Origin of the sequence: Roseburia sp. 831b, from assembly GCF_001940165.2 — a bacterium.
Classification (GTDB): domain Bacteria; phylum Bacillota; class Clostridia; order Lachnospirales; family Lachnospiraceae; genus Roseburia.
The window spans coordinates 1,025,956-1,045,213 of record NZ_CP135162.1; the positions used below are offsets into that span (position 1 = coordinate 1,025,956).

At 40.3% G+C, this 19,258-nt stretch carries 17 protein-coding genes; 16 read left to right on the plus strand and 1 reads right to left on the minus strand.

Annotated elements, in window-relative coordinates; translation table 11 throughout:
- Positions 1-7: 7 nt before the first annotated feature.
- On the plus strand, positions 8-1,468 hold the full coding sequence (gene gltX / locus BIV16_RS04700; protein ID WP_075679114.1) for a glutamate--tRNA ligase: 1,461 nt from the start codon (positions 8-10) through the stop codon (positions 1,466-1,468).
- Between the two features lie 64 nt (positions 1,469-1,532).
- Complete coding sequence (locus BIV16_RS04705; protein ID WP_075679113.1) at positions 1,533-3,380, plus strand: ATP-dependent helicase; 1,848 nt, start codon at positions 1,533-1,535, stop codon at positions 3,378-3,380.
- 114 nt (positions 3,381-3,494) lie between these two features.
- On the opposite strand, the gene BIV16_RS04710 is transcribed toward BIV16_RS04705, so the two are convergent.
- Positions 3,495-3,833, minus strand: a complete 339-nt coding sequence (locus tag BIV16_RS04710; protein WP_075679112.1) for a DUF1292 domain-containing protein — start codon at positions 3,831-3,833, stop codon at positions 3,495-3,497.
- A gap of 190 nt (positions 3,834-4,023) precedes the next feature.
- On the opposite strand from BIV16_RS04710, the gene BIV16_RS04715 reads away from it, so the two are divergent.
- The 14 genes from BIV16_RS04715 to fliI all read left to right on the plus strand — a co-directional run bounded on the left by BIV16_RS04715 (position 4,024) and on the right by fliI (position 19,257).
- Positions 4,024-5,880 (plus strand): alpha-amylase family glycosyl hydrolase, encoded by a 1,857-nt coding sequence (locus tag BIV16_RS04715; protein ID WP_075679111.1) that lies wholly within the window; start codon positions 4,024-4,026, stop codon positions 5,878-5,880.
- Positions 5,881-5,883: 3 nt separating this feature from the next.
- The gene (locus BIV16_RS04720) at positions 5,884-6,492 is read left to right on the plus strand and encodes a DUF5662 family protein (RefSeq protein ID WP_075679110.1); all 609 of its coding nucleotides are present in this window, start codon (positions 5,884-5,886) and stop codon (positions 6,490-6,492) included.
- Between the two features lie 122 nt (positions 6,493-6,614).
- Entirely contained in the window at positions 6,615-7,232 is a 618-nt protein-coding gene (sigK, locus tag BIV16_RS04725) for an RNA polymerase sporulation sigma factor SigK (protein WP_075679109.1), read from the plus strand.
- Between the two features lie 132 nt (positions 7,233-7,364).
- Positions 7,365-8,903, plus strand: a complete 1,539-nt coding sequence (locus BIV16_RS04730) for a YifB family Mg chelatase-like AAA ATPase (protein ID WP_075679726.1) — start codon at positions 7,365-7,367, stop codon at positions 8,901-8,903.
- Complete coding sequence (gene dprA / locus BIV16_RS04735; RefSeq protein ID WP_075679108.1) at positions 8,900-9,982, plus strand: DNA-processing protein DprA; 1,083 nt, start codon at positions 8,900-8,902, stop codon at positions 9,980-9,982. Before BIV16_RS04730 ends, dprA begins: the two co-directional genes overlap by 4 nt.
- 23 nt (positions 9,983-10,005) lie before the next feature.
- Entirely contained in the window at positions 10,006-12,081 is a 2,076-nt protein-coding gene (gene topA / locus BIV16_RS04740) for a type I DNA topoisomerase (RefSeq protein WP_075679107.1), read from the plus strand.
- Between the two features lie 101 nt (positions 12,082-12,182).
- The gene (codY, locus tag BIV16_RS04745) at positions 12,183-12,968 is read left to right on the plus strand and encodes a GTP-sensing pleiotropic transcriptional regulator CodY (RefSeq protein WP_075679106.1); all 786 of its coding nucleotides are present in this window, start codon (positions 12,183-12,185) and stop codon (positions 12,966-12,968) included.
- Positions 12,969-13,255: 287 nt separating this feature from the next.
- Positions 13,256-13,651 (plus strand): flagellar basal body rod protein FlgB, encoded by a 396-nt coding sequence (gene flgB / locus BIV16_RS04750; RefSeq protein ID WP_075679725.1) that lies wholly within the window; start codon positions 13,256-13,258, stop codon positions 13,649-13,651.
- 19 nt (positions 13,652-13,670) lie between these two features.
- Positions 13,671-14,114: a flagellar basal body rod protein FlgC gene (gene flgC, locus BIV16_RS04755; protein ID WP_075679105.1), complete on the plus strand. Its 444-nt coding sequence runs from the start codon at positions 13,671-13,673 to the stop codon at positions 14,112-14,114.
- A gap of 21 nt (positions 14,115-14,135) precedes the next feature.
- A complete protein-coding gene (fliE, locus tag BIV16_RS04760) occupies positions 14,136-14,447 on the plus strand; it encodes a flagellar hook-basal body complex protein FliE (RefSeq protein ID WP_075679104.1) in 312 nt (103 codons plus the stop codon).
- Positions 14,448-14,480: 33 nt separating this feature from the next.
- Positions 14,481-16,082 carry a flagellar basal-body MS-ring/collar protein FliF gene (gene fliF, locus BIV16_RS04765; protein WP_075679103.1) on the plus strand — a complete coding sequence of 534 codons (1,602 nt, stop codon included), beginning with the start codon at positions 14,481-14,483 and terminating at the stop codon, positions 16,080-16,082.
- Between the two features lie 56 nt (positions 16,083-16,138).
- The gene (gene fliG / locus BIV16_RS04770; protein WP_075679102.1) at positions 16,139-17,146 is read left to right on the plus strand and encodes a flagellar motor switch protein FliG; all 1,008 of its coding nucleotides are present in this window, start codon (positions 16,139-16,141) and stop codon (positions 17,144-17,146) included.
- On the plus strand, positions 17,139-17,936 hold the full coding sequence (locus tag BIV16_RS04775) for a FliH/SctL family protein (RefSeq protein ID WP_242940304.1): 798 nt from the start codon (positions 17,139-17,141) through the stop codon (positions 17,934-17,936). The genes fliG and BIV16_RS04775 overlap by 8 nt, the downstream gene beginning before the upstream one ends.
- A gap of 10 nt (positions 17,937-17,946) precedes the next feature.
- The gene (gene fliI / locus BIV16_RS04780; RefSeq protein ID WP_075679101.1) at positions 17,947-19,257 is read left to right on the plus strand and encodes a flagellar protein export ATPase FliI; all 1,311 of its coding nucleotides are present in this window, start codon (positions 17,947-17,949) and stop codon (positions 19,255-19,257) included.
- Position 19,258 lies beyond the last annotated feature (1 nt).

Here is a 19,258-nt window from a genome sequence, read left to right on the forward strand (position 1 = left end):
AATAGATATGAGTAAAGTAAGAACAAGATTTGCACCAAGTCCAACCGGTAGAATGCATGTAGGAAATTTGCGTTCTGCATTATATGAATATTTAATTGCAAAACATGCAGGCGGAGACTTTATGCTTCGTATTGAAGATACAGATCAGGAGCGTTTCGTGGAAGGTGCGGTTGATATTATTTATCGTACGATGGAGAAAACAGGTTTGGTTCATGATGAGGGACCAGATAAAGATGGTGGAGTAGGCCCTTATGTACAGAGTGAGCGTATGAAAACCGGAATCTACATGAAATACGCAAAAGAGTTAGTAGAAAAAGGCGAAGCGTATTATTGTTTCTGTGATAAAGAGCGTTTAGACTCCTTAAAAACAGAGGTTGTCGATGGAAAAGAGATTATGATTTATGACAAACATTGTCTGTCTTTATCCAAAGAAGAGGTAGAGGCAAACCTTGCAGCCGGAAAGCCTTTTGTCATCAGACAGAATATTCCAAATGAAGGAACCACAACGTTCCATGATGAACTTTATGGAGATATTACAGTAGAAAATTCTGAGTTAGACGATATGATTTTAATCAAATCCGATGGATATCCAACCTATAACTTTGCAAACGTTGTAGATGATCATACCATGAACATTACACACGTGGTAAGAGGAAATGAATACCTTTCTTCCTCTCCAAAATATCAGCGTTTATACGATGCATTTGGATGGGAATCACCGGTATACATTCATTTGCCACTGATTACCGATGAAAATCACAAGAAGCTTTCTAAGAGATGTGGTCATTCTTCTTTTGAAGATTTATTAGATCAGGGATTTTTGACAGAGGCAATTGTAAACTACATCGCACTCTTAGGATGGAGCCCGGAAGATAACCGTGAGATTTTCTCATTAGAAGAGCTTGTAAAAGAATTCGATTATCACAGAATCAGCAAATCACCGGCTGTATTTGATTACACAAAATTAAAATGGATGAATGGTGAGTACATCAAAGCGATGGATTTTGATAAATTCTATGAGATGGCACTTCCATACATCAAAGAAGTCATCACAAAAGATATGGACTTTAAGAAGATTGCAGCAATGGTAAAAACAAGAATCGAGGTATTCCCGGAAATCAAAGATCATATTGATTTCTTAGAGGAACTTCCAGAGTATGATGTTGCTATGTATACACATAAGAAGATGAAGACCAATGCAGAGACTTCTTTACAGGTGTTAACAGAGGTTCTTCCAATCTTAGAGGCACAGGAAGATTACTGCAACGATGCTTTGTATGCAACACTTTGCGACTATGTAAAAGAAAAAGAGGTAAAGAACGGCTATGTAATGTGGCCAATCCGTACTGCTGTTTCCGGTAAACAGATGACACCGGGAGGTGCAACAGAGTTGATGGAATTGCTTGGAAAAGAAGAATCCATTCGCAGAATCAAAAAAGGTATTGAACTTTTAAGCAATGCAAATTAAGTATTTTAAATAGAAAGTGCAGTCTGCACTTTCTATTTCTTTCTTAGAAGGAGAACAATATTCAATGAGTTTTAACAAGTCTCAGGAAGAGGCCATTCATCATAAGGATGGTCCTTGTCTTACATTAGCCGGTCCCGGATCGGGCAAAACTCTTGTCATCACAGAACGAACCAAATATCTGATTACAGAATATGGAATCGACCCTTCCCACATTTTAGTCATCACATTTACGAAAGCGGCTGCACTTGAAATGAAGGCGCGTTTTTTAAAACTGATGGGAACCGATTCTTGTCAGGTCACGTTTGGAACCTTTCACGCAGTGTATTTTAGCGTCCTAAAACACGCCTATCATTATTCTGCGTCCAATATTATAAGGGAAGACCAAAAGTATCAGTTCATGCGTGAAATCATCCAGAGACAGTATTTGGAATATGAGGATGAGACGGAATTTATCACCTCTATTTTGGGAGAAATCAGTACCGTCAAAAATTCTGGGATTGATCTGGCACATTATTATGCAAAAAACTGCGCAGAAGAAGTGTTTCGTAAGATTTACCGTCTCTATGAAGAAAGGCTTCACCAGGGAAGGCTGATTGATTTTGACGATATGCTAGTCTATACCTATGAGTTGTTCAAGGAGCGCAAGGATTATCTGAATGCCTGGCAGAAAAAGTATCAATATATCTTAATTGATGAGTTTCAGGATATCAATAAAATCCAGTTTGATGTCATCAAAATGATTGCCCAGCCGAAGAACAACCTTTTCATTGTGGGAGATGACGACCAGTCCATCTATCGTTTCCGTGGTGCAAAGCCGGAGATTATGCTTCATTTTAAAGACGATTTCCCGGATGCAAAAGAGATTTTACTAGATACCAATTACCGCTCGCAGGCAAATGTGGTAAAACAATCCATCAATCTGATTAGCTATAACAAAGAACGGTATCAGAAAGAAATCCAGGCATTCCAGGAACCGATGGATGAAGTGCGATACGCAGTGTTTAAAAGCCAGAAGGAGGAGAATTCCAAGATTATCTGGGAGATACAAGAACAGATAGAAAAGGGAGCATCATACTCTGATTTTGCGATTCTGTTTCGGACGAACACACAGCCAAGACTTTTGATGGAGCAGTTGATGGAGTATAATATTCCGTTTCGGACGAAGGACAATATCCCAAACCTTTATGAACACTGGATTGCAAAAGATATTTTTGCCTATATCCGCATTGCAAAAGGAAGCAGACTGCGCCGTGATTTTTTGCAGATTATGAACCGCCCGAAACGTTATATCAGCAGAGATTCTTTGGATGAAGAGACGGTTGCATTTGATGTCTGGGAATGGTTTTACGAGGAGCAGCCATGGATTCGGGAACGGATTGAACGGTTGGAATACGATATCAAAATGCTTTCCGGGATGAGTCCGTATGCAGCGATTAACTATATCAGGCGAGGAATTGGGTATGACGATTTCTGCGCAGAATATGCAGATTACCGTCGTATCAACCCAGATGATTTGTACGAAGTGTTAGAAGAACTTTTAGCCGGTGCAAAGGAATACAAGACGTATGATGACTGGTTTAATCACATTGAAGAATATGGAAAAGAATTAGAGCGTCTTAGCAGAATACAAAATCAAAATGAAAACAGTGTTTCCCTTGCAACCTTACATAGTTCAAAAGGGTTAGAATATCCAACGGTTTACATTGTGGACGTCAATGAAGGACTGATGCCATACAAAAAGGCGGTGTTAGACCAGGATATTGAGGAGGAGCGCCGCATGTTTTATGTTGGTATGACCAGAGCAAAAAAAGAACTAAATATTTTTTCTGTGCAGAATCTCAATAACAAGGAGATGGAGATTTCCAGATTTGTAAAAGAGTCGAAGATAGCAAATGCTAAAAAAGTGGAGTAGGAAGCTTTGCATTTTTCAAATCATAATGCAGCAAACAATGTTTTTGCAGCTGATAAAAAAAGATGCCACAAATGGAAAAAAATCCATCCGGCATCTTTTTGTTATAGGAAAAACCTATTCATCATCGTCGGCTAATTTTTCGTAATCAGCCTCGTCTAACAATTCGTCAAAACGATCGGAAACAGCCTCGTATTCCTCATCATCCTGAATGTTTTCTAAGTTCGGATTGCCTTCGGAATCCTCGGAGTAACGGTAGATGAAAACTTCACCTTCCTCGTTTGGTTCTCCCTTCTCATCCAGTGGAAGCAGTGCAATATAATCCTGTTCTCCAACATCAAAAATCGTTAAAATCTCGCATTCTACCTGAGTTCCATCATCCAAATCCAGGGTAACGCAGATATCGGCGTCATCGTCTGTGTTTAAGTTCTTCTGAAGATCTTCTTTACTTGCCATTTGGGCACCTCTCATTCTATCATTTGGAATGTGTTCCATTTTGTAGTTCTATTATAAAAAGCCATCCCCAAAAAGTCAATCACACAAAAAACATTTGCAAAATGATGTACAAAAATGCCCAGAAACGGTATAATAAACAAAGTTTAAGGAAAAAGACGGTTTCGCTGGAAAGGTAAGGCATCTGGTATATATGAATTTTACGATAAAAGAAGGCAATTATAAGGAATTAGGCGCTGTGGCAGAAAAGAAAACTGTGACATTTACGTTTTGTGCGAAAAAAGACGAAGAATGTGCTATTCTTTTATATGAGAAAGAAGAACAAAAACAGCATCGCATTTTAATTCCAAAGGAATACAGGATTGGTTCACTCTGTTCCGTTTGCGTCGAACCGATTGCATGGAAAAATATAGTCTATCAGTATGAAATCAATGGTGTGATACAGGTAGACCCTTATGCAAAAGAAATTATTGGAAGAGAAGCGTGGAATCCGGTTTGTGAAAAAAAGGAAGTGCGTGAGGTTTTTGCTGGCATAACGGGAAACTGCGACTTTACACACAAAGAGAGGAGAGAGCCTGTTACAAAAGACCAGATGATTCTTTATAAACTTCATGTCAGAGGATTTTCCATGGAGGATACGTCGGTCAGAGGACAAAAGAAGGGAACGTTTCCTGCGGTCACGGCAAAAATTCCATACTTAAAAGAACTTGGCATCACAACATTAGAACTGATGCCAGTCTACGAGTTTGAGGAGGCGGACCCAAGGGAAGCGTTAAATTTCTGGGGATATACAAAAGGCAATTATTTTGCAGTAAAATCATCTTATGGGAAAAAGGATGCAAGGAAGGAATTCAGACAGCTTGTGGACACGCTACATGCGCATCACATGGAGGCTGTCATGGAGATTTACTTTGAGGAAAAAGAAAGCCACAGCCTTATTTTAGATGCCCTGCGTTATTGGGTGATGGAGTATCAGGTAGATGGTTTTCATCTTCTTGGAAATCATTTGCCGGTTACTGCGATTGTGCAAGATCCGCTGTTGCAGGAGACGAAGTTTTTCTATACCGGTTTTGCGCCGGAACTTTTAGAAGATGGAGAGACTAATTCGAGACTGTTTGTCTATAACGATAATTATTTATACCCGGTTCGGAAAATGTTAAACCACTTAGGCGGAAATATGGTGGAATTTGCGGGACAGCAGCGAAAACAGGATGTTGCGCAAGGATTTGTCAATTATATTTCAAGCAACAATGGTTTTACATTAGCGGATCTCTTTTCTTATGAGCAAAAACATAATGAAAAAAATGGTGAGGATAACCGGGATGGAAATAACTGGAATTTCAGCTCCAATTGTGGTGCGGAAGGCCCTACCAGAAAAAAACAGATTCGGGAAATGAGAGAACTTAGAATCCGGAATGCATTTGCCTGCCTGCTGCTTGCGCAGGGGGTTCCGCTTTTATGGTCGGGGGACGAGTTCGCCAACTCACAGGATGGAAATAACAACGCTTATTGCCAGGATAATGAGATCGGCTGGATTAACTGGAAACAGGCGAAAAAAGAACAGTGGCTTACGGATTATGTAAAAGAATTAATCCGCTTTCGAAAGGAACATCCGGTTGTCTCAAGCGCTGTGCCAATGAGGCTTTGCGATTATGCGCAAAAAGGAATGCCGGACTTATCTTATCATGAGAAAAGTGCCTGGATGCTGGAATTTTTGCCGGAACAGCAAGATATCGGCATGATGTACTGTGGCGGATATGCAAAAGATACAAATTCACAGGAGGATGTCTACATTGCCTACAATTTTCATGTGGGGAATGGTGCGCTTGCATTGCCAAAATTGCAAGAAAATAAGAAGTGGCACCTTGTCATGGATACCTCACTTGGGAAAACACCGTTTTTGGAAAAGGCAGCATTGTTAAAAAATCAACAAACTTATGCGATAAGTGGACAAACGGTTGCAATTCTGATATCACGAAAAGTGCCAAAGGCAGTGGCAGAAGAAAAAACGCAAAAAAAGACAAAAAATGAAAGTAAGAGATGGGAATAGAACATGAAAGCATGGAAACATTTTTGTACAATCAATCATCATAAAAATCTGGTTATGAAGGGATGCTTTCAGGTAGGCTTATACAAGCAAGGGCTGTTACATGACCTTTCGAAGTATACGCCGACGGAATTTTTGGTTGGCTGTAAGTATTATCAGGGGACGATGAGTCCGAATAATGCAGAGCGGAAGGAACGTGGTTATTCCACAGCCTGGCTGCACCACAAAGGCAGAAATAAGCATCATTTAGAGTACTGGATTGACTATGGAGTGCCGGATCAGGAAGGACCGGAAAAGGGAAAACCAAAGGGTCTTATGGGAATGAAGATGCCAATCCGCTATGTGGTGGAGATGTACATTGACCGTGTGGCAGCGTCAAAAAATTATCAAAAAGAAAAATACCGCAATGACAGTGCGTTAAAATATTATAACAATGGAAAAGAAGTTCACATTCTTCATGATGACACCAGAGCTCTTTTGGAGCTGTTGCTTGAAATGGTGGCATTAAAGGGAGAAAAGGAGACAAATCATTTTATCAAATATGAACTGCTAAAAGGAAAAATTCCTTACGAAAAAGAATGGCTGCAGGAATATCTTCGTAAAATGAAGCAGTAAGCGCAGATTGCGCAAAAGCAAAAATGTTGTCCTAAAAAAGTTTTTTTGGAAAAAAGAAGGGGAAAAGCACGGAAAACATGGCCGAAACATAGAATGTATCAAATAGGCTTTTAAGGTGCGTTTTGAAAACATTTTTGACTCCATTATCACCAGATGAGGAAGCTTCCTGCTTGCAGAAGTTAAAAAAAGGCGACCTTGAGGCGAGAAATGAACTTGTGGAACGAAATATGCGTCTGGTTGCCCATGTCGCAAAAAAATACCAGAACACAGAGGAAGACATGGAAGATTTGATTTCCATCGGAACCATCGGGTTAATCAAGGCGGTTTCTACCTACAAGGAAAATCACGGGAGCAGACTGGCAACTTACGCAGCACGCTGCATTGACAATGAACTTTTGATGTATTTTCGAATGCGTAAGAAAAATGCCAAAGATGTTTCCCTGTATGAACCGATTGGAACAGATAAAGAGGGAAACCAGATTCATCTTTTGGATATCGTCGAATCCGAGCAGGTGGACGTTGTCGAAGAGATGGAAAAAAACAGAAAGATTCAAAGGATGATGCAGATTTTACCCGAGGTTTTAAATGAAAGGGAACAGGAAATCATCATAAACCGGTATGGCCTTTTTCAAAAAAAGACGATGACGCAGCGTGAACTTGCCGCAAGAATGGGAATCTCAAGATCCTATGTTTCAAGGATTGAAAAAAGAGCGCTAGACAAACTAAAGTTAAATTTTTAAAAAATATAGTAATTATTCTTTGAAAAAGATGAAATCTATGCTATGATGATTTCATCTTTTTTATCTATAACGTCAATTGGCATTCAGCCAGAATTTCCAAAATTTAAAAGAAAACAGAATAGGAGTGATTATTTGTATAGTATCGTTTCCACTGCAATTGTGCATGGAATTGAAAGTATTCCAATTACGGTAGAAGCAGACATCAGTGAAGGACTGCCTGTTTTTGAGATGGTAGGATTTTTGTCTGCTGAAGTAAAGGAGGCAAAAGAACGTGTCAGGACGGCACTGAAAAATTCAGGCTTTTTATTGCCGGCCAAGAGGATTACCGTAAATTTTTCTCCGGCAAATATCAGAAAAACGGGGTCTGGATTTGATTTACCGGTTGCGCTTGCAATTCTTTGTGCGCTTGGTATGATTCCAGAAGATTCCCTAAAGGATAGTATTGTAATAGGAGAACTTGGGTTAAACGGGAAAATACAAGGTGTGACAGGCGTTCTTCCGATTGTCGCAATGGCGAAAAAGAATGGAAAGAAGGCATGCCTGATACCGGAATGTAACAGAAAAGAAGCGGGACTTGTATCTGGCATGGCGGTATATGGAATGTCAGATTTGAAAGAGGCGATTTCTTTTTTAAATGGCGGTGCTTATGTCGAAAAAACAGATATTAATATAGAAGAGATTCCGCTCAAGGAACGAACCTATGATTTTGCTGACATAAATGGTCAGAAAATGTTAAAACGGGCCTGTGAGGTGGCAGTTTCCGGGATGCATAATCTTTTGATGATTGGGCCGCCGGGGGCAGGAAAGACCATGACAGCGATGCGGATTCCGTCCATTCTTCCACCGTTAGATGAGGAAGAGCAAATGGAGCTTTCGAAAATATACAGTGTGTGCGGTTTGCTGGAACAAAGTGAGACGCTTTTAAAAGAGCGTCCGTTTCGAAATCCGCATCACACGATTACGCCGCAGGGGTTATCTGGAGGAGGCACTTACCCGAAACCGGGGGAGATATCACTGGCACATAAGGGCGTCCTGTTTTTGGATGAACTTCCCGAATTTCAAAAGACGACACTTGAGATTTTAAGGCAGCCGATGGAAGAAAAGAAGGTTCACCTCGTCCGTGCGTATGGAAACTATGTGTTCCCGGCGGATTTTATCTTAGTGGCGGCGATGAATCCGTGTTCCTGTGGCTACTATCCGGATATGCAAAGATGCAGGTGTTCGCAGACGGCAATCGAGCGCTATCTGAACAAAATCAGCCAGCCGCTTTTAGACCGGATTGACATCAGCATAGAGGCGTCAAAAATCAGTTATGACGAATTAAATGAAGAGATGGAAAATGAGACTTCAGAACAGATTCGACAAAGGGTTGTCCGGGCAATGGAAGTACAAAAAATAAGATATCAAGAAGAAGCATTTTGCTATAACAGCCAGATTCCATCCTCCAAAATAAAAGAGTATTGTGCGCTAACACCAGAGTTAGAAGACTATATGAGACAGATGTTTCAAAAATTAAATTTAACAGCAAGGTCATATCATAAAATCTTAAAGGTGTCGAGAACGCTTGCTGATATGGAGTCCTCCGAAAGGATACGGAAAAAGCATCTGGAGGAAGCAATCTGTTACCGGAGTCTCGAACGGAAATTTTTTCAAAGAGGAGGTGTCAGGTGAAAAAGTATCAATACTGGCTTTCGAACATTCCGGGAATAGGAAATCGCACGATTCATCACCTGATACAGATATATGGTGATGCGAGGGAAGTTTATTTTTCGAAGGAATCTAGACTTCAGGCGGTTCCAAAACTTTCGAAAATACAACAGGAAAGCATTTTAGAGTCTAAAAAGACATGGAATTTAGAAAGACAGGAGGAAAAATTACAGGAAAGCGGAATTTCTTTCTTTTGCATCGAAAATGATGATTTCCCCGAAAAAATACGAAATATTTATGATGCACCATACAGTTTTTATTGCAAGGGGAAACTTCCGGATCCCAAGGAGAAAAGCATTGCCATCGTAGGGGCACGCAGATGCAGCGAATATGGGCGTGCTGTGGCGTTAGAGCTGGGAGAAAAATTTGCAAAAGAAAATGTGAGTGTGATAAGCGGCATGGCACTTGGCATTGATGCGTTTGGACATTGGGGTGCCATCCGTGGAAAAGGAAAGACCTATGCCGTATTAGGATGCGGTGTGGATGTCTGTTATCCGCCCACAAACCGTTCTCTATATGAAAAAATTTTACAGACTGGTGGCATCATTAGTGAATACCCCATTGGAACGCAGCCAGTGGCGAAACTTTTTCCAGCGAGAAACCGTCTGATTTCGGCATTCTCAGATGCCGTGATTGTTGTGGAGGCAAGAAGAAAGAGTGGCTCTTTGATCACGGCTGATTTTGCACTTGAACAGGGAAAGGATATTTATGCGGTTCCGGGCGGAATTTACGATGATTTAAGCCTTGGATGCAACGATTTAATCCGCCAGGGAGCAGGCATTGTAACAGGTACAAATGCCCTTTTAACAGACCTTAATTTCACATCATCCGATGACATGGAACAACTGACCCTTGAAAAAATATTACTTGAAAAACATGAATCGTTGGTGTATAGTTGTGTAGATTTACGACCGAGAAGTATCGATGAACTTTTGAGAAAAACCGGTCTTTCTGTACAAAAGCTGATTCCCGCAGTAACAGCTTTACAGGAAAAGAATCTCATTGAAGAATCATTTAAAAATTATTATATAAGACGAAATTAGGGGATATCAAAGGAGATGGATGAATGGCAAAATATCTTGTGATCGTGGAATCACCGGCAAAGGTAAAAACAATCAAGAAATTTTTAGGCAAGAATTATGAAGTGGTGGCATCAAATGGACATGTGCGTGATTTGCCGAAGAGTACTTTAGGAATTGACATAGAACATGATTATGAGCCAAAGTATATTACAATACGTGGAAAAGGCGATATTCTTGCAAAGCTAAGAAAAGAAGTCAAAAAAGCAGATAAAGTTTATCTCGCAACCGACCCGGACCGTGAGGGAGAAGCAATTTCCTGGCACTTAAGCCAGAGCTTAAAGTTAGCAGATAAAAAAGTTTACCGAATTAGCTTTAACGAAATTACACAGAATGCGGTAAAGACTTCGTTAAAAGAGCCACGGGAGATTGACATGGATCTTGTCAATGCCCAGCAGGCAAGAAGAATGTTGGATCGTATGGTAGGATACCGGATTAGTCCGCTCCTTTGGGCAAAAGTAAAACGTGGATTAAGTGCAGGACGTGTGCAGTCGGTTGCCCTTCGTATTATCTGTGACAGAGAAGAGGAGATTAATGCGTTTATTCCGGAAGAATACTGGACACTTGATGCATCGTTACAGATTCCTGGAGAAAAGAAACCACTGGTAGCGAAGTTCTATGGAGATGAGAAAAGCAAGATGACAATTTCATCTGAAACAGAGATGAAAAAAGTCATGGATGAAATCAGACAGGAAGAATTCCAGGTTTTAGACGTTAAAAAAGGAGAGCGTGTGAAAAAAGCACCGCTTCCGTTTACGACAAGTACCATGCAGCAGGAAGCATCAAAGAACTTGAACTTTGCAATTTCAAAAACGATGCGAATTGCACAGCAGCTTTATGAAGGTGTTGATATTAAAGGACAAGGTACGGTCGGTTTGATTACCTACCTAAGAACAGACTCTGTCCGTATCTCAGAAGAGGCAGATGAGCAGGCGAGAACATTTATTACAGAGCAGTATGGTGAGAATTATGTTGCAACCACATCGACAGAAAAGAAAAATTCTGCCAAAATTCAGGATGCACATGAGGCAATCAGACCTTCCGACATCAACCGTACACCGGCTATGGTAAAGGATTCGTTGTCGAGAGATCAGTTCCGTCTGTATCAGTTAATCTGGAAACGTTTTGCAGCAAGCAGAATGGCTCCGGCTGTTTATGAGACAACAACCGTAAAAATTGGAGCTGGAAAATACCGTTTTAATGTGGCTGCTTCTAAGATTTCCTTTGACGGCTTCATGTCTGTGTATACAAGTGAAGATGATGAGAAGGCACAGGGAAATGTATTGTTAAAATCCATCGACGAATCTACACAGCTCGAATTGATTGATTTTGAGGATAAACAGCATTTCACACAGCCACCGGCACATTACACGGAAGCATCGCTGGTTAAGACGTTAGAGGAACTTGGAATCGGAAGACCAAGTACGTATTCCCCAACCATCACAACCATTCTTGCAAGAAGATATATTGTAAAAGAGGCAAAGAACCTTTATGTGACAGAGCTTGGTGAAGTGGTCAACTCCATTATGAAAGAGTCGTTCCCGTCTATCGTTGACGAACATTTTACCGCAAATATGGAATCACTTCTGGACGGTGTGGAAGAGGGGAAAATTGCCTGGAAGACGGTTGTAGAGAATTTCTATCCGGATTTGGAAGAAGCGGTTGAAAAAGCAGAAAAGGAACTGGAAAAGGTAAAAATTGAGGATGAGGTAACGGATGTAATCTGCGAATCATGTGGACGTAACATGGTTGTAAAATATGGTCCTCACGGAAAATTCTTAGCGTGCCCGGGCTTCCCAGAATGCCGGAATACAAAGCCATACTTAGAAAAAATTGGCGTGAAATGTCCGGTCTGTGGAAAAGATGTAGTGTTAAAGAAGACCAAAAAGGGAAGAAAATATTACGGATGTGAAAATAATCCAGAGTGTGAGTTCATGAGCTGGTCGATGCCGGTGAATGAACCTTGCCCGAAATGTGGAAAGTACATGGTGGTCAAAGGCAACAAAATTGTTTGTTCTGACGAAAAATGTGGTTATGTAACAGAAAAGAAACCAAATAATTAATTAAATTTCAGAAAAATTACAAAATTGTTGCAAAGATGACGAAAAGGTGCTAGAATTATCTTCAACATGGAAAACTAGTTTGAAAATAGGAGGCATGTAAGATGAGTGTTCAGTTATTGGACAAGACGAGGAAGATAAATAAGCTTCTTCATAACAACAATTCGTCCAAAGTCGTGTTCAACGATATCTGTGCGGTTTTAACGGGTATTCTTGATTCTAATATTCTTGTGATTAGTAAGAAGGGAAAAGTATTAGGAACCGGCCTATGCAATGGAGTAGAGGAGATTACAGAGCTGATCGTTGATGAGGTAGGGGGCTTCATCGATCCGTTGTTGAATGAACGTCTGCTTGGAATTTTATCGACAAAAGAAAATGTAAATCTTGAGACACTTGGATTTGTCGGAGAGATAAAGAAATACAAAGCGATTATCACACCGATTGATATCGCAGGGGAACGTTTAGGAACCTTGTTTGTTTACCGCTGTGACAGACAATATGATATTGATGATATTATTTTGACAGAATATGGAACTACGGTAGTCGGACTTGAAATGATGCGTTCTGTGAATGAGGAAAATGCGGAAGAGACAAGAAAAGTTCAGATTGTAAAATCTGCAATCAGCACGTTATCGTTTTCTGAATTGGAGGCGATTACCCATATCTTTGATGAGATGGATGGAAAAGAGGGAATTCTTGTTGCCAGCAAGATTGCAGACCGCGTAGGCATTACAAGATCTGTAATTGTAAATGCACTCCGTAAATTTGAGAGTGCCGGGGTAATCGAATCAAGATCATCCGGAATGAAAGGAACATACATCAAAGTATTAAATGATGTTGTTTTTGATGAATTGGCAAAGATTAAAAACCAAAATTTAAAAGAAGTATAGAGTGAGAGCTTATAGTTTCAGACTATAAGCTCCTTTTTTCGGATAATTTCAGCCTAAAATCGAAAAAAGTATTTTAAAATTTGTGTAAGAAAGTTACATTAATAGTATGGTTTTATGTGGGTTTTTGCATGTTTCATTGTTTTGGACGTGAATCAAAGATGTTGTACCTTTGCTGGAAAAATGCACAATATCATGTAAAATATGGAAAAACTACTTGTGTTTTTGAAAATATGATTTATAATAAAAATGAGAAAAAAGTACTTATTTGTCGGAAGGGAGAAGGCTGTATGATTAACACCGATGCATTCAATTATATCAATGTTTTGGACAAGGCTGCGGATGCAAGCTGGATGAGAGAGAAAGCAATTGCAAATAATATTGCAAATGTAGACACACCGGGGTATAAGCGGATTGATGTGGATTTTGAGACAACACTTCGAAGAGAACTTGGAAATGCACAGTATATTACGCTGGATGAAAAAGTGAAGAATGTCGATTTAGACAAGCTGAATGTTCAGACTTATACAGATTCGGCTGGATATTCCTACCGAATTGATGAAAATAATGTGGATGTTGATACTGAGAACGTGGAACTTGCGTCGGAACAGATTCGTTATGAGGCTCTGACAGGAAGCTGCATCAACTCGGAGTTCCAAAGACTTGCATCAGCATTAGGAAAATAACAGATGGGGGTAAGAAGACATGGGATTATTTCAGGCGTTTGATATCAGTGCGTCCGGTATGACGGCTGAGCGGTTTCGAACCGATATTATTGCACAGAATATCGCAAACGTAAATACAACAAGAACAGAAGATGGGACACCATACCGTCGTAAAATTGTCACATTTAGTGAAAAACAGGTAACACCATTCAGTGATTACTACAATACATCCAGAAATGCAGGAAGAATTGGAAATGGTGTAAAAGTTTCCTCAGTAAAAGAGGACGAGGAGACAGATTTTGTGATGGAGTATGATCCTTCCCATCCGGATGCAGATGAGAATGGCTATGTTTCCTATCCGAATGTGAATACGGTTACAGAGATGACCAACCTTATTGACGCTACAAGGGCATATGAGGCAAATACAACAGCATTTGATGCGAGCAAGAGCATGGCGCAGGCTGGATTACAGATTGGAAAATAAGAGATAAGGAAGGGATAACAGATGGATATTACATCACTTTCGGGCGTTACATCAGATTATATATCACAGGTTGCAGAGAAAAACAAACTGGTTAATACATCAGATAAAAGTTTTAGTGCCACGCTGAATTCTGCAATGGATATGTTAAACGAGACAAATGATTTACAGAATTCAGCGGAATCAGCAGAGATTCAGTTTGCATTAGGATATTCGGAGAATACACATGATTTACAGATTGCGCTTCAGAAAGCAAATGTTGCGTTACAGTACACAGTAGCAGTCCGCGATAAGATGCTTGATGCATATAAAGAGATTATGAATATGTCAATATAAAGACAAATACATGAATAGATATGAGGGATTAATATGCCGGAACAGGTTCAAAAGATTTTAGACAAAATAATGGAATGGTGGAAAAAATTCAACACAAAGCAGCGCATGATTATGATTAGCGCAACAGCATGTGTTCTTTTAGCACTTATCATTTTGGCAGCGGTTTTGTCACAGCCAACCATGGTTCCGTTGATTACCTGTGATTCTACATCACAGGCAGGAGAGGTAAAGGATTTACTAGAAGGAAACGACGTTTCTTATCAGCTGTCAGATGATGGACTGACATTTGAAGTAAATGAGAAAGATAAGGCAAATGCAGCAATCCTGCTTGGAACGAACAATATTCCGGCGGAAGGATATGATATCAGCAGTGTATTCGATGGAGGATTCAGCTCCACAGAAGCGGATAAGACCAAGAAATACAAAGTATATCTGGAAAAGCATTTTGCGGAAAGTTTGGAAACATTCTCGAATGTAGAGAGTGCATCAGTGCGTTTGGATTTACCGGACGATGATGGAACCATTCTTTCTAAAGATGAGCAGGCATCTGCAACTGCAATTTTAACTTTATCCGATGATATGGATGAAGACCAGGCTTATGGAGTTGCACAGTTTATGGCAACTAATCTGGGCAATGACAATACCGATAATATTCTGATTATGGACAGCAACTCGAATGTACTTTATTCAGGTTCTGATTCATCTTCTACAACAGGAACAGCGAACACCCAGTTGTCTTTGAAAGTAAAAGCAGAGAATCAGATTAAGGACAAGGTTAAAAAGGCAATGCAGGATTCCTCTTTGTATGACAGCGTTGAGATTGCAACTAACCTGGATATGAACTTTGATGAAAAGACAGAGGCAACACATGAGTATTACGCACCGGATGGAATGACGACGGGTATGCCGTCATCTGTGGATGACTATTCTTCAACATCAGAGGGGGGAGCAGCAGCAGAACCCGGAACAGGTTCCAATGATGACACCACCTACATGATAGACGACAGTGATTATACAAAGTCTGAGGTTAATGAGAATAAGACAAACTATCAGAACAATGAAAAAGTCACAGAGACAAAATCAGCAGTAGGAACAATAAACTACGATACATCTTCCATTTCGATTGTTGCAACTAATTATGTGATTTATGATGAAGATACGTTGAAAAAATCAGGCGCATTAGATGGGATGACATTTGATGAATATGTAGCAGCGAACAGCAATCGTGTAAAAGCAGATGTAGATGATGATTACTATAACATGGTGGCAACAGCGACTGGATTTTCCCGAGATAATATCACGATCATTGCGTATGATGAGCCAGTGTTCCAGTATTCATCCGGAAACGGACGTACGTTATCTGATTACTTACAGATTGCACTTGCGGTTATCATTTTTGCACTTCTCGGATTTGTGGTATTCCGCAGCACAAGAAAAGAGAAAGAAACAGAACTCGAACCAGAACTTTCCGTAGAAAATCTGTTGGAGGCTACAAAAGAGAATCAGGAATCCTTGGAAGACATTGGATTTAATGAAAAGTCCGAAACGAGGATTTTAATTGAAAAATTTGTAGATGAGAATCCGGAGGCGGTTGCGTCATTACTTCGTAACTGGCTGAATGAGGATTGGGAATAAAAGTAAGAAAGAGATAAAATGAATTTCCGGATTACAAAAGATTGGAGCATATAGTTATGGCAAGCGATGAAATGAATGGTGTTCAAAAAGCGGCAGTCCTGTTAATTGCATTGGGACCGGAAAAATCCGCAGATATTTTTAAACATTTAAAGGAAGACGAGATTGAAGAGCTGACATTGGAGATTGCAAATACGAGAAGTGTGTCGCCTCAGATGAAGGAGGCAGTGCTTGAAGAATTTTACCAGATATGTCTTGCACAGCAGTACATTGCAGAAGGCGGTATTGGTTACGCCAAAGAACTTCTTGAAAAAGCACTCGGAAATGATAAGGCACAGGATGTTATTTCAAAACTTACTGCGTCCTTACAGGTTCGTCCGTTTGAATTTGTACGTAAGACAGATCCGAGTCAGTTACTTAACTTTATTCAGGATGAGCATCCACAGACGATAGCAATGATTTTATCTTATCTGACTTCGCAACAGGCAGCAATGGTAATTGGGGCATTGACTCCGGAGAAACAGGCAGATGTTGCAAAGAGAATTGCAATGATGGATCGCACGTCACCGGATGTCATCAAAGAGGTTGAACGTGTCTTAGAGCGGAAACTTGCTTCTTTGGTAAATCAGGATTATACCATTGTGGGTGGTGTCGACTCTATCGTAAATATCTTGAATACAGTAGACCGTGGGACAGAAAAACATATTATGGAAAATCTCGAAATTGAAGAGCCAGAGCTTGCTGACGAAATCCGTAAGAAGATGTTCGTATTTGAAGATATCCTCCTTCTTGATGACAGAGCAATTCAGAGAGTGCTTCGAGATGTTGATAATGCAGATCTTGGTATTGCACTGAAGGGTGCAAATGAAGAGGTACAGAATGTCATCTTTAAGAATCTGTCAAAACGTCTTGCATCTATGATTAAAGAGGATATGGAATTCATGGGTCCAGTTCGTATGAAAGATGTAGAAGAGGCACAGCAGAAGATTGTAAGTATTATTCGTAAGTTAGAGGATTCTGCGGAAATTGTTATTTCCAGAGGTGGAGGTGACGAGATCGTTGTCTAATCTTTATAAACAGCAATTTGTAATTGCACAAAATGAAGACGCAAGGGTCATTAATTCTAATGCAATTGTAGCAGAACGTTTAGAAGAACTTGCACATGAACTGCATTTGCCAGAACAGACGGGCGAAAATGAGTTCGTGGAAGGAATTCTTTCTGGTTCATCTGAAAATGTAATCAAGCAGGAAGAGGTTGATTGCAGTGAAATTGCAAAGGCAGAGGCCAATCAGATTTTAATGGAAGCCAAAGAAAAGGCAGATGGTTTGCTAGATGAAGCTTATCGCCAGTCGGCGAAAGTTCTTGAGGATGCCAGACAACAGGGGTATCAGGACGGGCTGGAAAGACAGCAGGAAGAGTTAGAACAGAAAAAAGCACAGTTAGACCAGGATTACCAGACAAAAAAGGATAGCCTGGAACAAGACTACAATTGTAAATTCAAGAATATGGAGCAGGAGCTTGTGGATGTAATTGTACAGGTATTCAACAAAGTGTTCCATGTTCAGTTTGATGATAAAAAAGAAATTTTACTTTACCTGATTGAACATGCAATCCGCAACATTGATGGAGAGAAGAAGTTCCAGATTAAGACTTCAAATGAAAATGCGCAGTACTTGCAGGAACACAAAGAAGACATTTTGAATGAAGTTGGAAATGAAATTGAACTGGAAATAACGACAGATATGACAATGAACGGCTCTCAATGTGTACTGGAAACCGAGTCGGGTGTGTTCGATTGTGGTGTGGATGTGCAGCTTGAGAATCTGACAAAAGATATTCGTTCGTTGTGTTCATGAGGATGATAAAGTGACAAATCAATTTGAAAAATATGCAAAGCTTGCGGAAAAAACTTATTTTAAAAGACTTGGAAAAGTAGTAAAGATTGTTGGACTTACAATTGAATCAGTAGGACCGGAAGCAAAACTGAATGATTTATGCCGTATCATAATCGACAAGGAAAAGAATCTTACAGTCATGGCAGAGGTGGTCGGATTCAGAGAAAAAAGACTCCTGCTCATGCCATTTGAAAGTGTGGAAGGGATTGGTGTTGGATGTATCGTTGAAAATACGGGACATCCATTATCTGTTTCTGTGGGGGATGACATTTTAGGGCATACGCTGGATGGAATTGGCAATCCAACGGATGTAGAGAGTCTGACACTGCCTTATGAATATCCGGTTGAAGCTGCACCGCCAGATCCGATGAAAAGAGAGATTATCAGTGAAGTGCTTCCTCTTGGAGTAAAAGCGGTGGATGGTCTGATTACCGTTGGAAAAGGTCAAAGAATTGGTATTTTTGCAGGTTCCGGTGTTGGAAAAAGTACGCTTCTTGGAATGTTTGCAAGAAATACAAAGGCGGATGTCAATGTAATTGCATTGATCGGAGAACGAGGCCGTGAGGTGCGGGAGTTCATTGAGCGAGACCTTGGTGAGGAGGGAATGAAGCGGTCTGTCGTGATTGTAGCAACATCCGATAAACCGGCACTGATTCGAAATAAAGCGGCGAAGACCGCAACGACAATTGCGGAGTACTTCAGAGACCAGGGAAAAGATGTTCTTCTTATGATGGATTCCCTGACCCGATTTTCGATGGCACAAAGAGAGATTGGGCTTGCTTCGGGTGAGCCGCCCGTAACAAGGGGGTATCCGCCGAGCGTTTATTCGGAGATGCCCAAATTATTAGAGCGCGCAGGAACTTCGGATAAAGGTTCTATCACAGGACTTTATACAGTCCTAGTAGATGGAGATGATTTTAATGAACCGATTACAGATACTGCCCGTAGTATCCTGGATGGACATATTATGTTGTCGAGAAAATTAGGGCATAAGAACCATTATCCGGCGATTGATATTTTACAAAGTATCTCCCGTGTTATGAGCGCAATTGCGACAAAAGAACATAAAGAGGTGGCAGGCAAATTAAAAAATGTACTTGCAACTTACAATGAAGCAGAAGATTTGATTAACATTGGTGCTTATAAAACAGGCTCCAATAAAGACATCGATTATGCAATTCGCAAAATTGATGCGGTCAATGCATTTTTGTGCCAGCAGACAGATGAGAAGTTCCAATTTGAAGATGAGATTGAGATGTTGATAAATCTTTTCAATGACTAAA